The organism is Streptomyces sp. NPDC087859 (assembly GCF_044742595.1).
GTDB classification, from domain to species: domain Bacteria; phylum Actinomycetota; class Actinomycetes; order Streptomycetales; family Streptomycetaceae; genus Streptomyces; species Streptomyces canus_F.
Map to the genome: position 1 here is coordinate 118030 of NZ_JBIUUU010000002.1, position 16602 is coordinate 134631.

General features: G+C 71.9%; 14 protein-coding genes and 2 tRNA genes. 8 read left to right on the plus strand and 8 right to left on the minus strand.

Annotated elements, in window-relative coordinates; translation table 11 throughout:
• Nucleotides 1–87 precede the first annotated feature (87 nt).
• On the plus strand, nt 88–579 hold the full coding sequence (locus ACIOHP_RS04430; protein ID WP_401883343.1) for a MarR family transcriptional regulator: 492 nt from the start codon (nt 88–90) through the stop codon (nt 577–579).
• A gap of 217 nt (nt 580–796) precedes the next feature.
• Nucleotides 797–1291, plus strand: a complete 495-nt coding sequence (locus ACIOHP_RS04435) for a hypothetical protein (RefSeq protein ID WP_401883345.1) — start codon at nt 797–799, stop codon at nt 1289–1291.
• 50 nt (nt 1292–1341) lie between these two features.
• Here ACIOHP_RS04435 and ACIOHP_RS04440 read toward each other — a convergent pair whose 3' ends face one another.
• Nucleotides 1342–2628, minus strand: a complete 1287-nt coding sequence (locus ACIOHP_RS04440) for a hypothetical protein (protein WP_401883348.1) — start codon at nt 2626–2628, stop codon at nt 1342–1344.
• Nucleotides 2629–2965: 337 nt separating this feature from the next.
• Between ACIOHP_RS04440 and ACIOHP_RS04445 the strand changes: the two genes are divergently transcribed.
• Nucleotides 2966–3172, plus strand: coding sequence for a hypothetical protein (locus ACIOHP_RS04445; protein ID WP_361554164.1), 207 nt, complete (start codon nt 2966–2968; stop codon nt 3170–3172).
• A 94-nt stretch (nt 3173–3266) separates the two neighbouring features.
• Here the strand turns inward: ACIOHP_RS04445 and ACIOHP_RS04450 are convergent, their stop codons facing one another.
• The 3 genes from ACIOHP_RS04450 to ACIOHP_RS04460 all read right to left on the minus strand — a co-directional run bounded on the left by ACIOHP_RS04450 (nt 3267) and on the right by ACIOHP_RS04460 (nt 4374).
• Nucleotides 3267–3944 (minus strand): signal protein, encoded by a 678-nt coding sequence (locus tag ACIOHP_RS04450; protein WP_401883350.1) that lies wholly within the window; start codon nt 3942–3944, stop codon nt 3267–3269.
• A gap of 78 nt (nt 3945–4022) precedes the next feature.
• Nucleotides 4023–4095, minus strand: a tRNA-Arg gene (locus ACIOHP_RS04455).
• A 188-nt stretch (nt 4096–4283) separates the two neighbouring features.
• A tRNA-Ser gene (locus ACIOHP_RS04460) sits at nt 4284–4374 on the minus strand.
• A gap of 171 nt (nt 4375–4545) precedes the next feature.
• Here ACIOHP_RS04460 and ACIOHP_RS04465 point away from each other — a divergent pair.
• The gene (locus ACIOHP_RS04465) at nt 4546–5007 is read left to right on the plus strand and encodes an SSI family serine proteinase inhibitor (RefSeq protein ID WP_361554169.1); all 462 of its coding nucleotides are present in this window, start codon (nt 4546–4548) and stop codon (nt 5005–5007) included.
• A gap of 268 nt (nt 5008–5275) precedes the next feature.
• On the plus strand, nt 5276–9601 hold the full coding sequence (locus ACIOHP_RS04470; protein WP_401883354.1) for a PAS domain-containing protein: 4326 nt from the start codon (nt 5276–5278) through the stop codon (nt 9599–9601).
• Nucleotides 9602–9716: 115 nt separating this feature from the next.
• Here ACIOHP_RS04470 and ACIOHP_RS04475 read toward each other — a convergent pair whose 3' ends face one another.
• Nucleotides 9717–10295 carry a TetR family transcriptional regulator gene (locus ACIOHP_RS04475; protein WP_361483653.1) on the minus strand — a complete coding sequence of 193 codons (579 nt, stop codon included), beginning with the start codon at nt 10293–10295 and terminating at the stop codon, nt 9717–9719.
• A gap of 188 nt (nt 10296–10483) precedes the next feature.
• Between ACIOHP_RS04475 and ACIOHP_RS04480 the strand changes: the two genes are divergently transcribed.
• The gene (locus tag ACIOHP_RS04480; protein ID WP_401883356.1) at nt 10484–11689 is read left to right on the plus strand and encodes an MFS transporter; all 1206 of its coding nucleotides are present in this window, start codon (nt 10484–10486) and stop codon (nt 11687–11689) included.
• 120 nt (nt 11690–11809) lie between these two features.
• Here the strand turns inward: ACIOHP_RS04480 and ACIOHP_RS04485 are convergent, their stop codons facing one another.
• Both ACIOHP_RS04485 and ACIOHP_RS04490 read right to left on the minus strand, forming a co-directional pair.
• Entirely contained in the window at nt 11810–13486 is a 1677-nt protein-coding gene (locus ACIOHP_RS04485; RefSeq protein ID WP_401883358.1) for a long-chain fatty acid--CoA ligase, read from the minus strand.
• Nucleotides 13487–13619: 133 nt separating this feature from the next.
• The gene (locus ACIOHP_RS04490; protein ID WP_361554181.1) at nt 13620–14066 is read right to left on the minus strand and encodes an Lrp/AsnC family transcriptional regulator; all 447 of its coding nucleotides are present in this window, start codon (nt 14064–14066) and stop codon (nt 13620–13622) included.
• Between the two features lie 93 nt (nt 14067–14159).
• Here ACIOHP_RS04490 and ACIOHP_RS04495 point away from each other — a divergent pair, with 93 nt between their 5' ends.
• Entirely contained in the window at nt 14160–14972 is an 813-nt protein-coding gene (locus ACIOHP_RS04495) for an LLM class flavin-dependent oxidoreductase (RefSeq protein WP_361554184.1), read from the plus strand.
• Nucleotides 14969–15403: a nucleoside deaminase gene (locus ACIOHP_RS04500; protein ID WP_401883361.1), complete on the plus strand. Its 435-nt coding sequence runs from the start codon at nt 14969–14971 to the stop codon at nt 15401–15403. The genes ACIOHP_RS04495 and ACIOHP_RS04500 overlap by 4 nt, the downstream gene beginning before the upstream one ends.
• Before the next feature lie 543 nt (nt 15404–15946).
• On the opposite strand, the gene ACIOHP_RS04505 is transcribed toward ACIOHP_RS04500, so the two are convergent.
• Nucleotides 15947–16513 (minus strand): SigE family RNA polymerase sigma factor, encoded by a 567-nt coding sequence (locus ACIOHP_RS04505; protein ID WP_361483665.1) that lies wholly within the window; start codon nt 16511–16513, stop codon nt 15947–15949.
• Nucleotides 16514–16602 lie beyond the last annotated feature (89 nt).

Sequence of the window (16602 nt, forward strand, 5' to 3'; positions counted from 1 at the left end):
TTCCCGCCTCCCGCTCACAGCAACAGAACATCTCACGACGTAAGAAATTTAGCACCGAAACCTCTCACGATCTAAGGTAATCAGCAGATGCAAGCCGAGCCCCGCCCCGCCGCCACCCCGGCCCAGGCGCTGTCCTCGATGGACTCCCTCATCGCGACGCATCTGCTCGGCCAGCAGGAGATGGCCCAGCGGCTGGGCCTGAACGTCACCGATCTCCTCTGCTTCGGCTGTGTCCTGAAGGCCGGCGCGAACCTGCTCACCGCGGGCGACCTCGCGGAGCACGCCCATGTCACGACGGGCGCGATGACCGGCATCCTCAACCGCCTCGAACGCGGCGGCTACATCACCCGCCGCCCCGACCCCGACGACCGCCGCCGGGTCCGCGTCGCCGCCGTCCCGGCCGCGGTCGCTCGCGTCGAGGCCCTCTACGGCCCTTACTACGCCCGCCTCAACACCCTCTTCGCCGACTACTCCGCGGACGAGATCGCCGTACTGAACGACTGGTTCACGCGTACGACGGGCGTGGCGCTGGAGTACATCGAGGAACTCCGGGGCCAGGACGGCGATCTGCGGTCGTAGCGGCAGGCTACGGCGGCTCCTGGTAGGGCCTGGCGCAGGGCGATGGTGGGGCTGGCTCCACCATCGGTTCGGTAGGGGACACCCTCGTTCCGAAGGCCGCGCGACGACATCGTAGAACCACGCTGATCCGGGCTGAAGCCGCGGTGAAACTCCACTGAAGCCGGTCCGGGGTCAGCTGTGGTCTGTCAGATTCGCGCCCCGCCCGGAAGGAACCGTCATGGAGACGCAGCGCACAGAGGCCAAGCCGGTGGGCCCGCTCGCTTCCTTCGTCCGGTTCGTGGTGTGCGGCGGCGGGGTCGGGGTCCTGTCCAGCGCGGCGGTTCCGCTGCTGGCGCTGTTGATGCCCTGGGCGGCGGCGAACGCGGTGATCACGGTCGCGTCGACGATCCTCTGCACCGAACTGCACGCCCTGTTCACCTTCGGCACCGGCGGCCGCGCCGGACTGCGCCGCCACCTCCAGTCGGCCGGTTCGGCGACCGCCGCCTACGTCGTGACCTGCGCCGCGATGTTCGCCCTGCACTCGATGCAGTCCGCGCCGAGCCTGGCCTGGGAGCAGGCGGTCTACCTCGGCGCCTCCGGTCTCGCCGGGATCGGCCGGTTCCTGGTGCTGCGGCTGTTCGTGTTCGCCGGTCGCAAGGAGAACGAGGCAGTGGCGGTACGCCCGGTGCGCGGCGGCCGCGTCCACCACGGCGACCTGCTGCTCGCCCGCTGAACTCCCCGGCTGCCGGGGCCCCGGGATCACCCCGGGGCCCCGCTCATGCGTCAGGAGCCGTCGGCCCGGACCGCGTACACGTACCGCTTGTTGACGTACTCGCTGGCGTTCCAGATCACGGACTCGCTGTACGCCCAGCCCGACGCGCCGCTGCTGTGGAAGCTGAGGTCCTCGGAGCCGATGGCGAGGTCGGCGACGGTGCTCGCGCTGTTCGCGCCGGAGGTGAAGGTGCGCAGGGTGCCCGCGTTGGACTTGCCGTCGCTGACCGAGAGGTAGTGCTTGGTCTTGCGGGAGACGACGCCCTGGATCTTCTGCTGGGCGACGGTGACGGCCTCGGTCGCGGTGAGCGAACCCGGGTGCCGGTCGGTGTAGTCGAGCTCCCAGCGGACCACCTTGGGAACGGTGTTGGTGGGCTCGGTCGAGCCGAGGAAGGGGTCGCCCGGCTCGTCGTAGTCGACGACGCCGGAGAGCGAGTACTCGCCTATCACCAGGCTGTCGGGGGTGCTGGCGCGGTCGAGGCCTATCGCCGAGTAGCGCAGCCAGGTTCCCGCGTTGTCGTAGGCGTGGCTCTGCGGGAGGACGTACTTGTAGCCGTAGCCGTAGTACTGACCGTCGGTGTGCAGACCGCACACGTCCTTCTCCGTGGTGGGGACGGTGAAGAGGGTGTTGAGGTCGAAGATCCTGAGGCCCTTGTACGTGTCGACGACGTACAGCAGGTTGCCGTACCACATGATGCCGCCGGCGTGTTTGCGGACGGGGTTGAAGGAGTACGCGCCCGTGCTGGTCCTCACCGGTTCGACCAGCAGGATGTGCCGATAGGTGGGCGCGGAGGGGGTGTTGTAGTCGACGAAGGTGAGCCGCATGCCCTTGTCGAGGGTGTAGTCGTCGATCTTGTCGTCGTCGGGGTCGGTCTCGAAGTACCAGGAGACCAGGATGACCTTGTTGCTGCCGCCCTCGGGGTAGAGCCCGTTGCCGTAGGCGTCGGCGCTGGTGGTGACGCCCTGGGGTATCCAGTAGTCGACGATCTGGTCGTCGTCGTCCCAGGCGAAACCGGCCTGGAAGGCCTCGGCGGTGCTGGGGGCGCTGCTGAGCACATCGGCACTGCGGTTGGTGTCGGCTATGACGGTGGTCGCGTCCACCTTGGTCAGACTTGCCGCCAACCCGGCTGCCAGGGCGGCGAATTCGCCGTGGCTGTTGGAGGAGCGGCTGGTCAGTGAGTACTGGCCGGCATTGATGGTCGCGGCGTGCGCGGCGGTGGGGGCGAGCAGGCTGCCGGCGGCACCGACGAACGGTGCGGCCGCCATGCCCTTGATGATCGCTCTTCGCGTCATGGTCATGACGCGAGAAAGTATGCGGAGTCGAACAGACAGCACAAGCACATATGTTCGCCATCAACAGGCAAGGGCGGCAGGCCCCTTGCCCCGGGCCTCTTTCCGGCGGGACCCCGTCCGACTCCGACCTAGCACGCCCGCGCGGCTCCCGGACGGCCGTTCTCGAGAGCCGGTCGAGGAAGGCTAGCCGTCCGCTGGGGTACGGCTAGCCACACCCCCCACGCGGTAGGTCGCTCCATGGCGGCTGAAGGCCGAGGGGGGCATCGTGGAAAGCAGAGGATCCGAGAGGCACAGACCCGAGGCACAGCCCGAGGCACATCACACCTCCCCGGAAGGACATCCCATGCAGTCGCTGCCCTCACCCGAGCCGAACACCACCGTGGCCGCCCTGACCGAGAGCGCGCACGACAACGAACTCGCCCCGCTCCTCACCGCCTGGGACCAGACCCACTCGCCCGCGGCCGACCCCGAGTGGCGCCATCTCCTGGACGAACTGGCCCACCCCCGCACCACCGAGGCGTTCCACCGCCTGGCGGGAGCCACGGCTTGAACCCGCCCTCTTCTTGCCGCCAGACCCAGAACGCCAGAGGCCCCGGACATCACGCCGGGGCCTCTTCTCGTGTCTGCGGGTGCCGGTCCTGCTCCTACGCTGACTCCACGGTCAGCGCGTAGTCCACCGCCACCGAGAAGTCCTGCGACCGACCGCGGATCTCCAGCGTGTGCTTCCCGCTCCGCAACGGCGGCAACTGGACCCAGAGGCCGCATCCGGTGGCCGTGAAGCGCTCGCCCGTGCCCGTGACGGGATTGCCGGCGACACCGTCCACGGAGATCGTCTCCCCACGGCTGGTCTCCGCGTCGATCTCCTCGCCGTCCAGGACCGCGGATCCCTCGGCCGCGCTCATGAACTCCGCACAGTCCGCCGGGTCGGCGACCAGGTTCACCAAGGGGAACGCGAGCGGGACCCCGCCGGGAACCGTGCAGGTGCGCTCGGCCCGGGTGCCGAACGTGCCCGCCAGGAACCACACGTCCTTCGGCTGGTTACGTCCGCACTCGCGTCCGTCCTCGTCGGCCACCGGGTTCGTGGCTTCGGGCTCCGACGCCGCCCACGTCCACCACCGGCTCTGCAACACGTCGGAGGACAGCCGGTCCTGCGACGCCGAGGCCACCGACGACTCGGAAGCCGCTGCCGTCGTCCGCGCCCCCGCCCCCGCCTTCGCCTTCGCCTTCGCCGAGTCGTCCGAATCCCCGGACGAGCCGCCGCATCCCACCAGCGCGGCCAGCATCATGCCGACAAGCCCCGCTCTACCGATCCCGCCGTTCACCAGCACCCCTCCCGTACCGCGAACCCGCCCCCGACAACGCGAGAGGCCCCGGATCTCTCCGGGGCCTCTCACTTCATGTGCACTCGGCAGGATTCGAACCTGCAACCTTCTGATCCGTAGTCAGATGCTCTATCCGTTAAGCTACGAGTGCTTGTTTTGTTTTCCCGCCGTTCCTTGCCCTTCCGGGCCGCTCGCGGCGACAGGAAGAACATTACATGACTGCCGCCGCCATGTGAAATCCGTTTGCCGTACCCGTTGTGAGCTGCGGAAACGGCCTGAGAAGGCCTTGGCGGCAACGACGAAGCCCCGGCCTTGAGACCGGGGCTTCGTGATCAAGCGCGGAGGCGGAGGGATTTGAACCCTCGATGGGATTTGAGTCCCAAACCGCATTAGCAGTGCGGCGCCATAGACCGGACTAGGCGACGCCTCCAGCACAGCCACCCGCGCGAGCGCGAATGGTGCGTGCAGATGATGACACAGTCGAGCGTGGTGTCACCAATCGCCTCCCACGGTACTAGGCGGGCGGGCCGCAGGGCAAAGCCCTGCCGACGGTGCGAGCGGGGTGGCGCAACCGGTCGGGTCGGGGCGCGTTAGTCAGGTCATGCTCCAGTCCGCCCGGCTCGCCCGGCTCCTCGTCCTCGGCGCCTCCACTCTCGTCGCCGCCGGTTCCGTCACCGCCGTACCCGCCTCCGCCCACACCCTCATGCCCCCGCCCGTCCGCGACGACGACCGTGTCGGCGACCACCTCACCGTCACCGTGCGGAACGCGGGCGGCGGCAGGGACGGCACCTTCGAGCTGTACTGCCATCCCGGCGGCGGCACCCACCCCGACGCCGGCAGCGCGTGCGCCGCGCTCGACCGGGGTGCGCGCTGGGGCAAGGACACCTTCGCTCCCGTACCGGAGCGGAGTCTGTGCACCATGCAGTACGGCGGGCCGGCCACCGCTCATGTCACCGGGACCTGGGCCGGGCGGCCCGTCGACGCGCGGTACGACCGGAGCGACGGTTGCCAGATCGGCCGTTGGGACCGGCTCGTTCCCGTGCTGCCCGACATGGGCCGATAGGCAGGCAGTACCTCGCACAGGCATTTCATGGCGGAAACAGGGCGTCCGGAAAAGTCCTGCGAAAGTCCCACGGAGGTCTCGCGGAGGAGAAGCAGGTGGTCGCGCGTGCGGTCACACGTTCTGCGTCACTTCGTCGTGCGACCTCCCTCTCATCCGGGGCCCCCGGCACAACCGGTGCCCTTAGACTCCCTCGCGTGACACGTCGCGGGCCGGTTGGCAAGATGGCCCGAGCGGTCGGCAAGGTGCGGTAACAGGGAGGAAGCGTCTCGTGAGCAGCAGGCCATCCCGAGGCGCTGCTCGCCTCGCAGCCATACTCGACGCGCTGCCCGACGCGTTGGTCCTGGTCAACGCCAACGGGACCGTCGTGAACGCCAACACCATCGCCCTCGAGGCCTTCGAGGCGCCGGGGACGGCTCTGGTCGGGCGCGGGCTGCTCGATCTGCTGCCCGAGTTCGACTCCAAGCTGATTCCGGGGTCGATGCGGCGGCCGGACCACATGGATCCGCGGGGGCAGACCAAGCCGACGCGGATGATCGCGCGCCGCACCGACGGGGCCGAGTTCCCGGTCGAGGTGACCAGCGCCAATCTCGAGAACGGCCAGCAGGCCTACGACAACTACGGCTACGGCAGCGACGAGCTGCTGATGCTCGTCGTACGGGACCTCACCGGGACCGTCGACACCGAGGCCGAGCTGGCGCGTTCGCAGCGGCAGACCGAGATGATCCTGCGGGCCGCGTCCGAGGGGGTCGTCGGTACCGACACCGACGGGCGAATCGTGCTCGTCAACCCGGCCGCCGCCCAGATACTGGGCTACCGGGCCAGCGACCTCGGCGGCCGCGAGCTGCACGAACTCATGCTGCACTCCCGCGCGGACGGCACACCGTTCCCGTACGAGGAGTCCCCGCTCGCCGACACCCTGCGCTCCGGGCGCAAGCACCGGGTGCGCGGGCAGGTGGTGTGGTCGAAGAAGGGCGACAAGGTCTCCGTCGACCTGACGACCGCGCCGGTGCGGGACGGTGACCAGCTCGTCGGGGCCGTCATGACCTTCACCGACCGGCGCCCCTACGACCAGCTCGCCGAGGAGAAGGACGCCGCCGAGCAGCGGCACGCGCAGGAGCTGGAGCGGCTCGCCGAGGAGCACGCCTCCGAGCTGACCGCGCTGCGCCAGAAGCACATCACCGAGGTCGAGGAGCTCCAGGAGCAGCACGAGGAGGAACTCGCCGCGGGCGAGGAGCGGTACGCCTCCCTCGGCGAGCGGGCGAAGGACCGGTACGAGGCGCTCGCCGGGCGCCACGAGCAGCTCCTCACCCTGCTCGGGGCCTCCCTGCGCGGGCCCCTCGACGAACTGCGCCGCGAGCTGGCGGCGCTGGCCGCGGACGACGCCGGGCAGTTGTGGCCCGAGGCCAACCAGGTGCTGCACCACCTGTCCGCCGGGTACTCGCGGATCACCCAGCTCATCGACAACGTCCTCGCCTACCAGCGCCTCGACACCGGCACCGACGGCATCACCCGGACGAAAGTGATGCTCGACGCCGTCGTCGCGGCGGGCGTCGACGGGGCCGTGGAGCTCATCGGGCCGGGGCGCGTGCAGTTCGCCGTGCACGCCCCGCCCATCGAGGCCGAGGTCGACCCGCAGCTCCTCGCCCGGGCCCTCGCCCACCTCGTCGCGGACGTCGCCGGCGTCGACGCGACCGGCAACTCGCCCGTGTCGGCGGGCGGGTACATGGACAACACCGTCGTCGTGGCGGCGGCACAGCGCGGCGAGGTCGTACGCATCGAGGTGCGCGGGCCGTACGCCGGGGGAGACCCGGTGCACGAGCCGATCGTGCGCGGGATCGTGCGCGCCCACGGTGGTGTGCTGCAGACGCATGACGTGCCGGGCATGAGCGGGAGCGCCTACGTCCTCGAAGTACCCATCGGCGGTGGGGCGGGGGCCGTCGCGGCGGCCGGTCCGGCCGCGATCGAGCCGCCTGCCGGGACCGATGGCGGGGGCGGGCGGCGCCGGGCGCGGCGGTCGTCCGTCGACGCGTTCCTGGAGAGCGATGCGCCGGAGGCGTCCGGCATCGGCGCGGACCCCGACTCCGACGGGGCCGAGGGCACGCCCACCGGACGTCGCAGAAGGCGTACGGAGCAGGCTCCGGCCCTTCCGGCGCCGGCCCCCGGCGTGGAGTCCGGGTCCGGTGGCACCGGTCGGCGGCGGGGCAAGCCGGCCGAGGGTGCCGGTGAGGACGTGGCCGACGGGGTCCACGCGGGCGTGTCCGAGGGTGCCGTCGTCACGGCCGCCGAGTACGCCGCGGGGACCGCGGCCGTGGGGAGTGGGCTGGGCGGGACCGTGCCGCCGCAGGGTGTGCCCGCGCCCGCGGAAGGTCGCCGTGCTCTGCAGGAAGGCGGCGCCGGACCGGGCTCCGGTGAGCAGCACGCGCTGCCGGCGCTGCCCGCGGTCGCGTCCCCCGAGCCCGCGGAGGGCGGGACGCAGCCGACCGGACGTCGGCGCCGCGCCCTGGCCGCCGCGAACGAGCGGGCCGCCGCGCAGGAAGCCGCGCCCCGCGCGGTGTTCGCCCTGCCGCCCGCGGACGCGGACCGGGCCGAGGGCGCTCCGGACGGGCCGGGCGACGCGCAACACCAGGCGGCCGCGGCCGGGCAGGCGCTCGTTCCGGAACAGGCTCACGTTCCGGGGCAGGCGCAGGGCGGTGTGCCTCCGCAGGCACCCGGCGCCCAGGGCGGTGTGCCCCTGCCGACACCTGGCGTCCAGGGCGCCGTTCCCGGACAGTTGCCGGGTCAGATCGCCGTACCCGCACAGCTTCCGGTCCAGGCCGGTCTTCCCGGGCAGGCGCCCGGTGCGGCCGCCGTACCCGCGCAGGTGCCGGGCGCTCAGGTCGCCGTCCATGTCCCGGGCCAGGCCGCTCCCGCCGCCGGGCTCGTCGACGACGGTCGGCACGACGCCGTGCCGCACGACCAGTCCGGCGACCACACCCCGCCGCAGCCGCACCCCGCGTCCGCGCCCACGGGCCGGCGCCGACGGGCCATGGGTACGCCCGCGGAGGCCGGTGGGACGCCCGCGCAGGGGGTTCCGGCGCAGCAGCAGGGGGTGATGGCACCGCAGGCGACCGCCGGGCAGCAGACCGCTCAGCCGGTCCCCGCCCAGGCCGCCCGGCCCGCCGCCGTACCCGCGCAGAACACCACCGGTCAGACCGCGCCGCCCGCCCAGGCACCCTCCGGACAGACCCTCGCCGGTCAGCCGCTCCCCGCCGAGGCCGTTCCCGGCCAGGCACCCCAGGGCACCCCGGCTCCCCAGCCGTGGCCCGCCGACGACCACGCCGTTCCGGTGAACGCCCCGCAGCCCGTACCGGCCGCCGGTACCCCGGCCCCCGGCACCACGCCGCCCCCCGAGGCGGCCGCGCAGGCCCGCCCGGCGCAGCCGCTGCCCGCGGAGGCCGCGGCGCCCGTCGACCCGAACTCGACGCAGGGGCGGGCGATCAGCGTGCGGACGCTGGGGCAGGGCGTGCCGTTCACCCGGCAGGCGGCCCATGTCCAGCAGCCGACGGCGACGCCCGCGCCGCATCAGCCCGGCGGTTCCGGCCGCCGCCGCAAGCTCGGCACACCGCCCGACCCGGCCGCCGGGCGCCCGCATCCGACGGCCGAGCAGACCCCGGCGCAGCCCCAGCCGTCGTTGGCCGGGCAGGCGCCCGCGCAGGCCCAGCCCTCGATGGCCGGACAGTCCCGGCTGGCGCAGCTGACCGAGGGCACCGGACGGTCGTACGCCATAGGCGCACCGGACGAGAACGCCGCCGAGGGTCCCGAGCCGCTGGACGGTCCCGGTGGGGCCGTCGAGATCGCGGACACCCCGCGGCCGCAGCCCATGGACGACGAACTGCCCCCGGAGCCGCTGGACAACCCGCGCCGGCTGCTGGTGTGGCCCGCGCCGGACGTCACCACGCAGCAGGCGCTCAGCGACCGCGGCTACCGGCCCGTCATCGTGCACTCGCGCGAGGAGGTGGACGCGCAGATCGCCGCGTTCCCGGCCGCGCTGTTCGTGGACCCGCTGACCGGGCCGATCACCCGGACCGCGCTGCAGTCGCTGCGGCAGGCCGCGGTGGCCGCCTCGGTGCCGGTGATGGTGACCGCGGGGCTCGGACAGGCGACGCGCGAGGCGGCGTACGGCGCCGACCCCGCCGTACTGCTGAAGGCCCTGGCACCGCGGGACAGCGAGCAGCACCCGCCGCGCGTGCTGCTGATCGAGGAGCACGCGGAGATCGCGTTGGCGCTGACCGCGACGCTGGAACGGCGCGGGATGCAGGTGGCGCGGGCCGCGAGCGACGCGGACGCGGTGACGCTGGCGGGGCAGTTCCGGCCGAACCTGGTCGTGATGGACCTGCACCAGGTGCACCGCCGCCAGGCCGGCATCGTCGACTGGCTCCGCGCGAACGGGCAGCTCAACCGCACCCCGCTCGTCGTCTACACCGCCGCCGTCGACCAGGCGGACCTGCCCCGGCTGGCGTCCGGCGAGACGGTGCTGTTCCTGGCGGAGCGGTCCACCAGTGGTGAGGTGCAGGCGCGGATCGTGGATCTGCTGGCGCGGATCGGGACGAACTAGGGCGCGGGGGCGGGGGGACGCCGGTCAGGCGTCCCGGGTCGGACGGTGGGCCTCGGTGCGGAACCAGGCCGCCCCGCGACGAGCCGCGCGGTGAACCGCCGCGCACCGTCCACCCCTACTTCGCCACCAACCTCCGCGCTGCCTCCCGCACCGACGCCCGCAGCCGTTCCCGGTCGTCCTCCTCGCCGCCGACCACGATGCGCCGCATCTGCGGGACGACGGCGGCCCAGTTGGCCAGCGCGATGAGGAGGAAGAGGAGGTCGCGGGCGGGGATCGCGTCGGAGACGACACCCCGCTCCTGGCCGTCCTGGATGGTGGCGACCTTCTCCCGGTAGTGCTCCTGGCGCTCGGCCTCGTCGGGCAGCTCGGTCAGGCCGTACTCCAGGCCCTCCCAGAAGAGCAGGCGCAGTACCTCGGGGTGGGCGACGTGGTAGTCCATGACGCCGTCGATCCAGCCCTCGATGTCATCCGCGTCGACCGGGACGGCGACGGCCAGATCGAGCATCGCCTTCCCCAGGACGCGGGAGAACAGCTCCGCCTTGTTGCCGAAGTAGGCGTAGATCAGCTGCTTGTTGGCCTTGGCCTCGCGGGCGATGCGGTCGATACGGGCGCCGGCGATGCCGTGGCGGGCGAACTCGGCGACCGCCGCCTCGAAGATCCGGGCCCGGGTCGCCTCGGGGTCTCTGACTGCCATGGGGTCCAGGGTAGCGGGGAAGTAACCAACCGTTTGGTTGACAGGGAATTCGAGGGCGGTGCAGGGTGTTGCCCAGCTATCCAACCAACTGGTTGGTTGTCGACAGAGACCAGACCCTCGCCCCTCGCCTTCCTGCTCGCCGTCCTCCTCGCCTTCCTCCTCGTCTCCTCCGAAGGAGCCCGCCGCCCATGTCGTCGACGACGATCACCACCGAAACGGTCGCCCGGACCCCCACCCGGGAGCCCGCCCGCGCCCGTCTCTTCCTCGTCCTCATCGCCCTGTGCACCGCGGTCACGGCCGCCAACATCTACCTCGCCGCCCCGCTGCTCCCCCTCATCGCGCACGACTTCGGCTCCGCCCCCTCGGCCATCGCCTGGATCGCCTCGGTCGCCCAGTTCGGCTACGCCGCCGGCCTGCTCTTCTTCGCCCCGCTCGGTGACCGCGTCAACCGGCGCCGCCTGGTCGCGGGCCTCACCCTGGCCACGACCGCGGCCCTGGCCGTCGCCGCCGCGGCCCCCGGCACGACCGCCCTCGCCGCCGCGGTCTTCGTCGCCTCCGCCGCGACGGTCGTCCCCCAGCTCCTGGTCCCCCTGGTCGCCGAACGCGCCCCCGCCGACCGCCGCGCCCGCCACGTCGCCGCCGTCATCGCGGGCCTGTTCACCGGCATCGTCGCGGCCCGCGTCCTCGGCGGTCTGGCCGGGGACGCCTTCGGCTGGCGCCCGGTGTTCGCCGGTGCGGCGGTCCTCACCGCGATCCTGGGGCTGCTCACGGCGTCCGTCCTGCCCCCGCGCGCGGGAACCCCGAAGGGCAACGGCGGGCTCTTCTCCGGCCTCGCCTCGATGCCGGGCCTGGTGCGGCGCTCGCCCGACCTGTGGCGCGCGTGCGTACGGCAGGCCGGGATGTACGGCGCCTGGAGCGCCCTGTGGACCTCGCTCGCGCTGCTGCTGACCGGCGCGCCCTACGACCTCTCGACCGCCACCGCCGGTCTCTTCGGCCTCTTCGGCCTGTCCGCGAGCGTGGTGGCCCCGCTGGCCGGCGGCCTGGTCGACCGCTTCGGCGCCGCGAAGGTGGTGCGCACCGCGTATGTGCTCGCCGCCGTGTCCGTCCCGCTCTTCTGGCTCGGCGGCCATGTCCTGGTGGCGCTCTTCGCCGCCGCGATCGCCATCCACGCCGCCCTGGTCGCCGCCCACATCGCCAACCAGACCCTCGCCCTCACCACCACCTCCACCCCGGCCACCGCCAACAGCGCCTACGTCGTCTCCGGCTTCGCCGGCGGCGCCCTCGCCTCCGCCCTGGCAGGCCTCGCCTTCACCCACTTCGGGTGGGGAGGAGTGGTCGCGGTGGCGGCCGTGTGGCTGACGCTGGGATGGGGGGCGACCGCCGTACGACGGTGACGGCGCTGTTCCTACGACGGTGACGGCGCCGCTTCCACGACGGCGACCGCGGCGGTCGTACGGCGATGCCGGGCAGGGATGTCGATTCCCTGCCCGGCATCTCGTGCGTCCGAGCGTGTGTCAGAGCTTGGTGATGTCCAGCGCGCCCTCGGCGTACTGCTTGCGGAGCACCTTCTTGTCGAACTTGCCCACGCTCGTCTTCGGCACCGACTCGATGATCGTCCAGCGCTCCGGGAGCTGCCACTTGGCGATGTGGCCCTCCTCGGCGAGGAAGGCGCGCAGGGACTCGAAGTCGGCGGTGGAGCCCTCGCACAGGACGACCGTGGCCAGCGGGCGCTCGCCCCACTTGTCGTCGGGGACGGCGACGACGGCCGCCTCGGTGACGTCGGGGTGGGACATCAGGGCGTTCTCCAGCTCCACCGAGGAGATCCATTCGCCGCCGGACTTGATGACGTCCTTGGCGCGGTCGGTGAGGGTGAGGAAGCCGTCGGCGGAGATGGTGCCGACGTCGCCGGTCTTCAGCCAGCCGTCCTCGCTGAACTTGTCGGCGGGGCGCAGCGATTCGGCGTCCGGGCCGTTGTAGTAGGCGCCGGCGATCCACGGGCCGCGGACCTCCAGCTCGCCCGCGGACTCGCCGTCCCAGGGCAGGCGCTCGCCGCCGGGGCCGGTGAGGCGGGCCTCGACGCTCGTCGGGAAACGGCCCTGCGTGAGGCGGTACGCGAACTCCTCCTCGGTGCCCACCACATGGGCCGGCGGACGGGCGATGGTGCCGAGCGGGGAGGTCTCCGTCATGCCCCAGGCGTGGCAGACCCGCATGCCCAGCTTGTCGAAGGCCTCCATGAGGGAGGGCGGACAGGCGGAACCGCCGATGGTGACCTGCCCGAGCGAGGAGACGTCCCGGGGCTTGGCGGTCAGTTCGGCGAGCAGGCCCTGCCAGATGGTGGGGACAGCGGCCGCGTGGGTCGGCTTCTCGCTCTCGATCATCTCGGCGAGCGGCGCGGGCTGCAGGAAGCGGTCCGGCATCAGCAGGTTCACACCGGTCATGAACGTCGCGTGCGGCAGACCCCAGGCGTTGACGTGGAACTGCGGCACCACCACCAGCGAGGTGTCCTGGTCGGTCAGGCCCATCGACTGCGCCATGTTGACCTGCATGGAGTGCAGGTAGATCGAACGGTGGCTGTACACCACGCCCTTGGGGTCGCCCGTCGTGCCGGACGTGTAGCACATCGCGGCGGCCTGACGCTCGTCCAGCTCGGGCCAGTCGTACGCCGTCGGCTTCCCGGCGATCAGGTCCTCGTACTCGTGCACCTGGACGTCGGCGGCCGCGAGACCGGAGCGGTCACCCGGTCCCGACACCACCACGTGCTCGACCGTCTTGAGGTGCGGCAGCAGCGGGACGAGGAGCGGCAGCAGCGAACCGTTGGCGATCACGACCCGGTCGGCCGCGTGGTTGACGATCCACGCCAGCTGCTCGGCCGGAAGCCGGAGGTTCAGGGTGTGCAGGACCGCGCCCATGGACGGGATCGCGAAGTAGGCCTCGACGTGCTCGGAGTTGTTCCACATCAGGGTCGCGACCCGCTCGTCGTCCGCGACGCCGAGGTCCTCGCGCAGCGCGTGCGCCAGCTGGGCCGCACGGGCGCCGATGTCGGCGAAGGAACGCCGGTGCGGCTCGCTCTCACCGGTCCAGGTGGTCACCTGCGATGTGCCGTGGATCGTGGCCCCGTGGGCCAGGATCCTCGAGATCAGCAGCGGTACGTCCTGCATCGTGCTCAGCACGGCGTCCTCCCGGGGCGACATTGCCTACGCGGTGGTAAGGGCTGGGCTGATTCTGCTCACATACCACGCGGTATGTCACTAGGCAGCGGTGATCGATCACGTCACGTTGCGTTCACAGTGCTGTGCGGCTACCGGGGAGACCGCACTGCCGGTCTCAGGGCCGGTCGGGGCCGCGGAAGGGCAGGGTCTGGCTGTAGACGACGCTCGTGGTCGTGCTGCCCAGGCCCGCCAGCTCGTCCATGAGGGTCTCCAGGTGCGCCATGGAGGTCGCGGCGACCTTCAGGGTGTAGCAGTCGTCGCCGGTGGTGCGCAGACACTCGAGGATCTCCCGCCGCCCGGCGAACAAGTCACGCAACGGCTGGTGCCGGTTGCCCGGGTACTTCAGCCGGACGAGGGCCAGCACGGGATAGCCGACCTTCGCCAGGTCCACCACCGCCTGGTACCCGGTGATGACGCCCTGCGCCTCCAGCTGCCGCACCCGTTCCGTGGTGGCCGACGGGCTGAGGTTCACCCGCCGCCCCAGCTCGCTCAGTGACAGACGCGCCTCCTGCTGCAACTGACGGATGATCGCCCAGTCGACCTCGTCGAGATTCACGGCCATGTCGTGAATCTACCGGCGGATTCACGGGAGCACACCCCGATCACCAGGAGAAGCCTGTTCACTTGCCCATGATCACCGCTATAGCCTCGCACCATGCAACTGGGCGTCAACGTACCGAACTTCGGCCCCGGCACCGACCCGGGCGTCCTGCGCGAATGGGCCCGCGTCGTGGAAGGGCTCGGCTTCGACCTCCTCATGGTCTCGGACCACGTGACGGTCACCCCGGACGTGGCCGAGCGATACCCGGAACCGTTCTACGAACCCTTCACCACCCTCTCCTGGCTCGCCGGCATCACCACCACCCTGCGCCTGGGCACCACCGTCCTCGTCCTCCCCTACCGGCATCCGCTCCTGGTGGCCCGCATGGCCACCAACCTCCAACAGCTCAGCGAAGGACGCCTGGTGCTCGGCGTGGGCGTCGGCTGGGCCCGTCAGGAGTACGAGGCGCTCGGCGTGCCCTTCTCCGCGCGCGGCAGACTGACCGACGAGCACCTCACCGCCCTGCGCGACGCCTGGCGCTCGGACGGCCCCGCCACCGCCGTCCCCCTCTGGGTCGGCGGCAACAGCGACGCGGCGATCCGACGCGCCATCGGCTTCGGCGACGCCTGGCATCCCCTGCGAGGCACGATCTCCTGGCTGCGCTCCACCGTGACCCACCACTCCCTGCCGGGCTTCGCCCCTCGCATCGCCCTGCGACTGACGACGACACCGGTCGACGACACCGAACGCCCCGCGGGCGTCGGCACCCTCGACCAGATCCTCGACGACCTCGACCAGCTCCGTCTGCTCGGCGCCTCCACCGTCCTGCTCGACCCCTACCACGGGGACCCCGAGGAGACCCGCCGCCCGCACACGGCCTGGCAGGATCTCACCGCCGTGGCCACCCACTGGAGGAACCGCCCATGATCAGCACCGCCGACGAACACCTCCTGCGCCGCGCGATCGGCCTCGCGGCTCACGCCGTCACCCTCGGCGACGCCCCCTACGGCTCGCTGCTGGCCGGCCCCGACGGCGAGATCCTCGCCGAGGCCCACAACACGGTCCTCCGCGACAACGACATCAGCGCCCACCCCGAACTGAAGCTCGCCCGCTGGGCCGCCCGCGAACTCTCCCCCGACACCGCCGCCCGCACCACCCTCTACACCAGCTGCCAGCCCTGCGGAATGTGCACCGGCGGCATCGCCCGCTCCGGACTCGGCCGCGTCGTCTACGCCCTCTCCACCGAGCAGCTCATCGAACTCAACCCGACCTCAGGCGCCTGGCCCACGGTCGAGCAGCACGGCCCGTCCCTCTTCGACGAGGCACGGGGCCCGATCGAGACGTATTACCGACAGTGATCCACCGGGCCCGACGGTGACCTGCCCCGGAACAGTGGCGGAGCACCCGGACCGATCAAAGGCGGCTCGGGATGGTCGGGGCCTGCTCCGCAGGAGTGAGCTCCGCCGGTACGGGCCGAGACCGGCTCGGAACAGCTGTGACCGCGCCGCGGCCGGGCCGCTCCGGACGATCGGGGCCCGCTCCCGCGGTCCAGTCGGCTCAGAGCGGTTGGGGCCTGCCTCGCAGCCCGGGACGGCTCTGAGCGATTGGGACCCGCCCCGCAATCCAGGTCGGCGCAGAGCGGTTGGGCCCACCCCCACAACTCAGGTCGGCACAGAGCGATTGATACCCGCCCCGCAATCCAGGTCGACTCAAAGCGGTTGAGCCCACCCCGCAGCCCGGGTCGACTCCGACCGGTTGGGACCCGCCCCCGCGGTCCTGGCCGGCTCGGAGCGCTCGAAGCCGCTTGTCGTGGCCGGGGCCTCCCTGGTGCGGCCACGATCCGAACCGTGCGAGGCAGCCGCCCGCTTCAGTGCCGCCCACCTGCGGCGGGGCAGCCGCTCCTAGCGGACCAGCCCCAGCTCCGGGTCCTCCCGGAGCTTGCCCAGCGCTCGGGACACCGCCGACTTCACCGTGCCCACCGACACCCCGAGCACCTCGGCCGTCTGGACCTCGCTCAGATCCTCGTAGTACCTGAGGACGACCATCGCCCGCTGCCGGGCCGGCAGCTTCATGATCGCCCGCCACATCGCGTCGTGCAGCGCCTGCTGATCGGCCGGGTCGCCCCCGCCGGGCGTCAGCTCGGGCTCCGGGATCTCGTCGGTCGCGAACTCGTCCACCTTGCGCTTGCGCCACTGCGATGTACGCGTGTTCAGCAGCGCCCGACGCACATAACCGTCCAGCGCGCGATGGTCCTCGATCCGCTCCCAGGCGACATAGGTCTTGGCGAGCGCGGTCTGCAGCAGGTCCTCCGCGTCGCACGGGTTCGCGGTCAGCGACCGGGCGGTACGCAGCAGCACCGGCTGGCGGGCCTTCACATACGACGAGAAGGAGGGGTACGTCGCGTACGGGCGGGTCTGCCTCGCCGGTACCGCGACGTCCGATGCGCTGGTGCAGACGGGTGTGGTCATGGCTCCACGCTAGGAGCGAGGAGGCCTCCCGCTCATCGGCCGCAGGTCCCGAAGACGACTCCGCCTCAGGTTGTAGGGGTGGGGGTGGC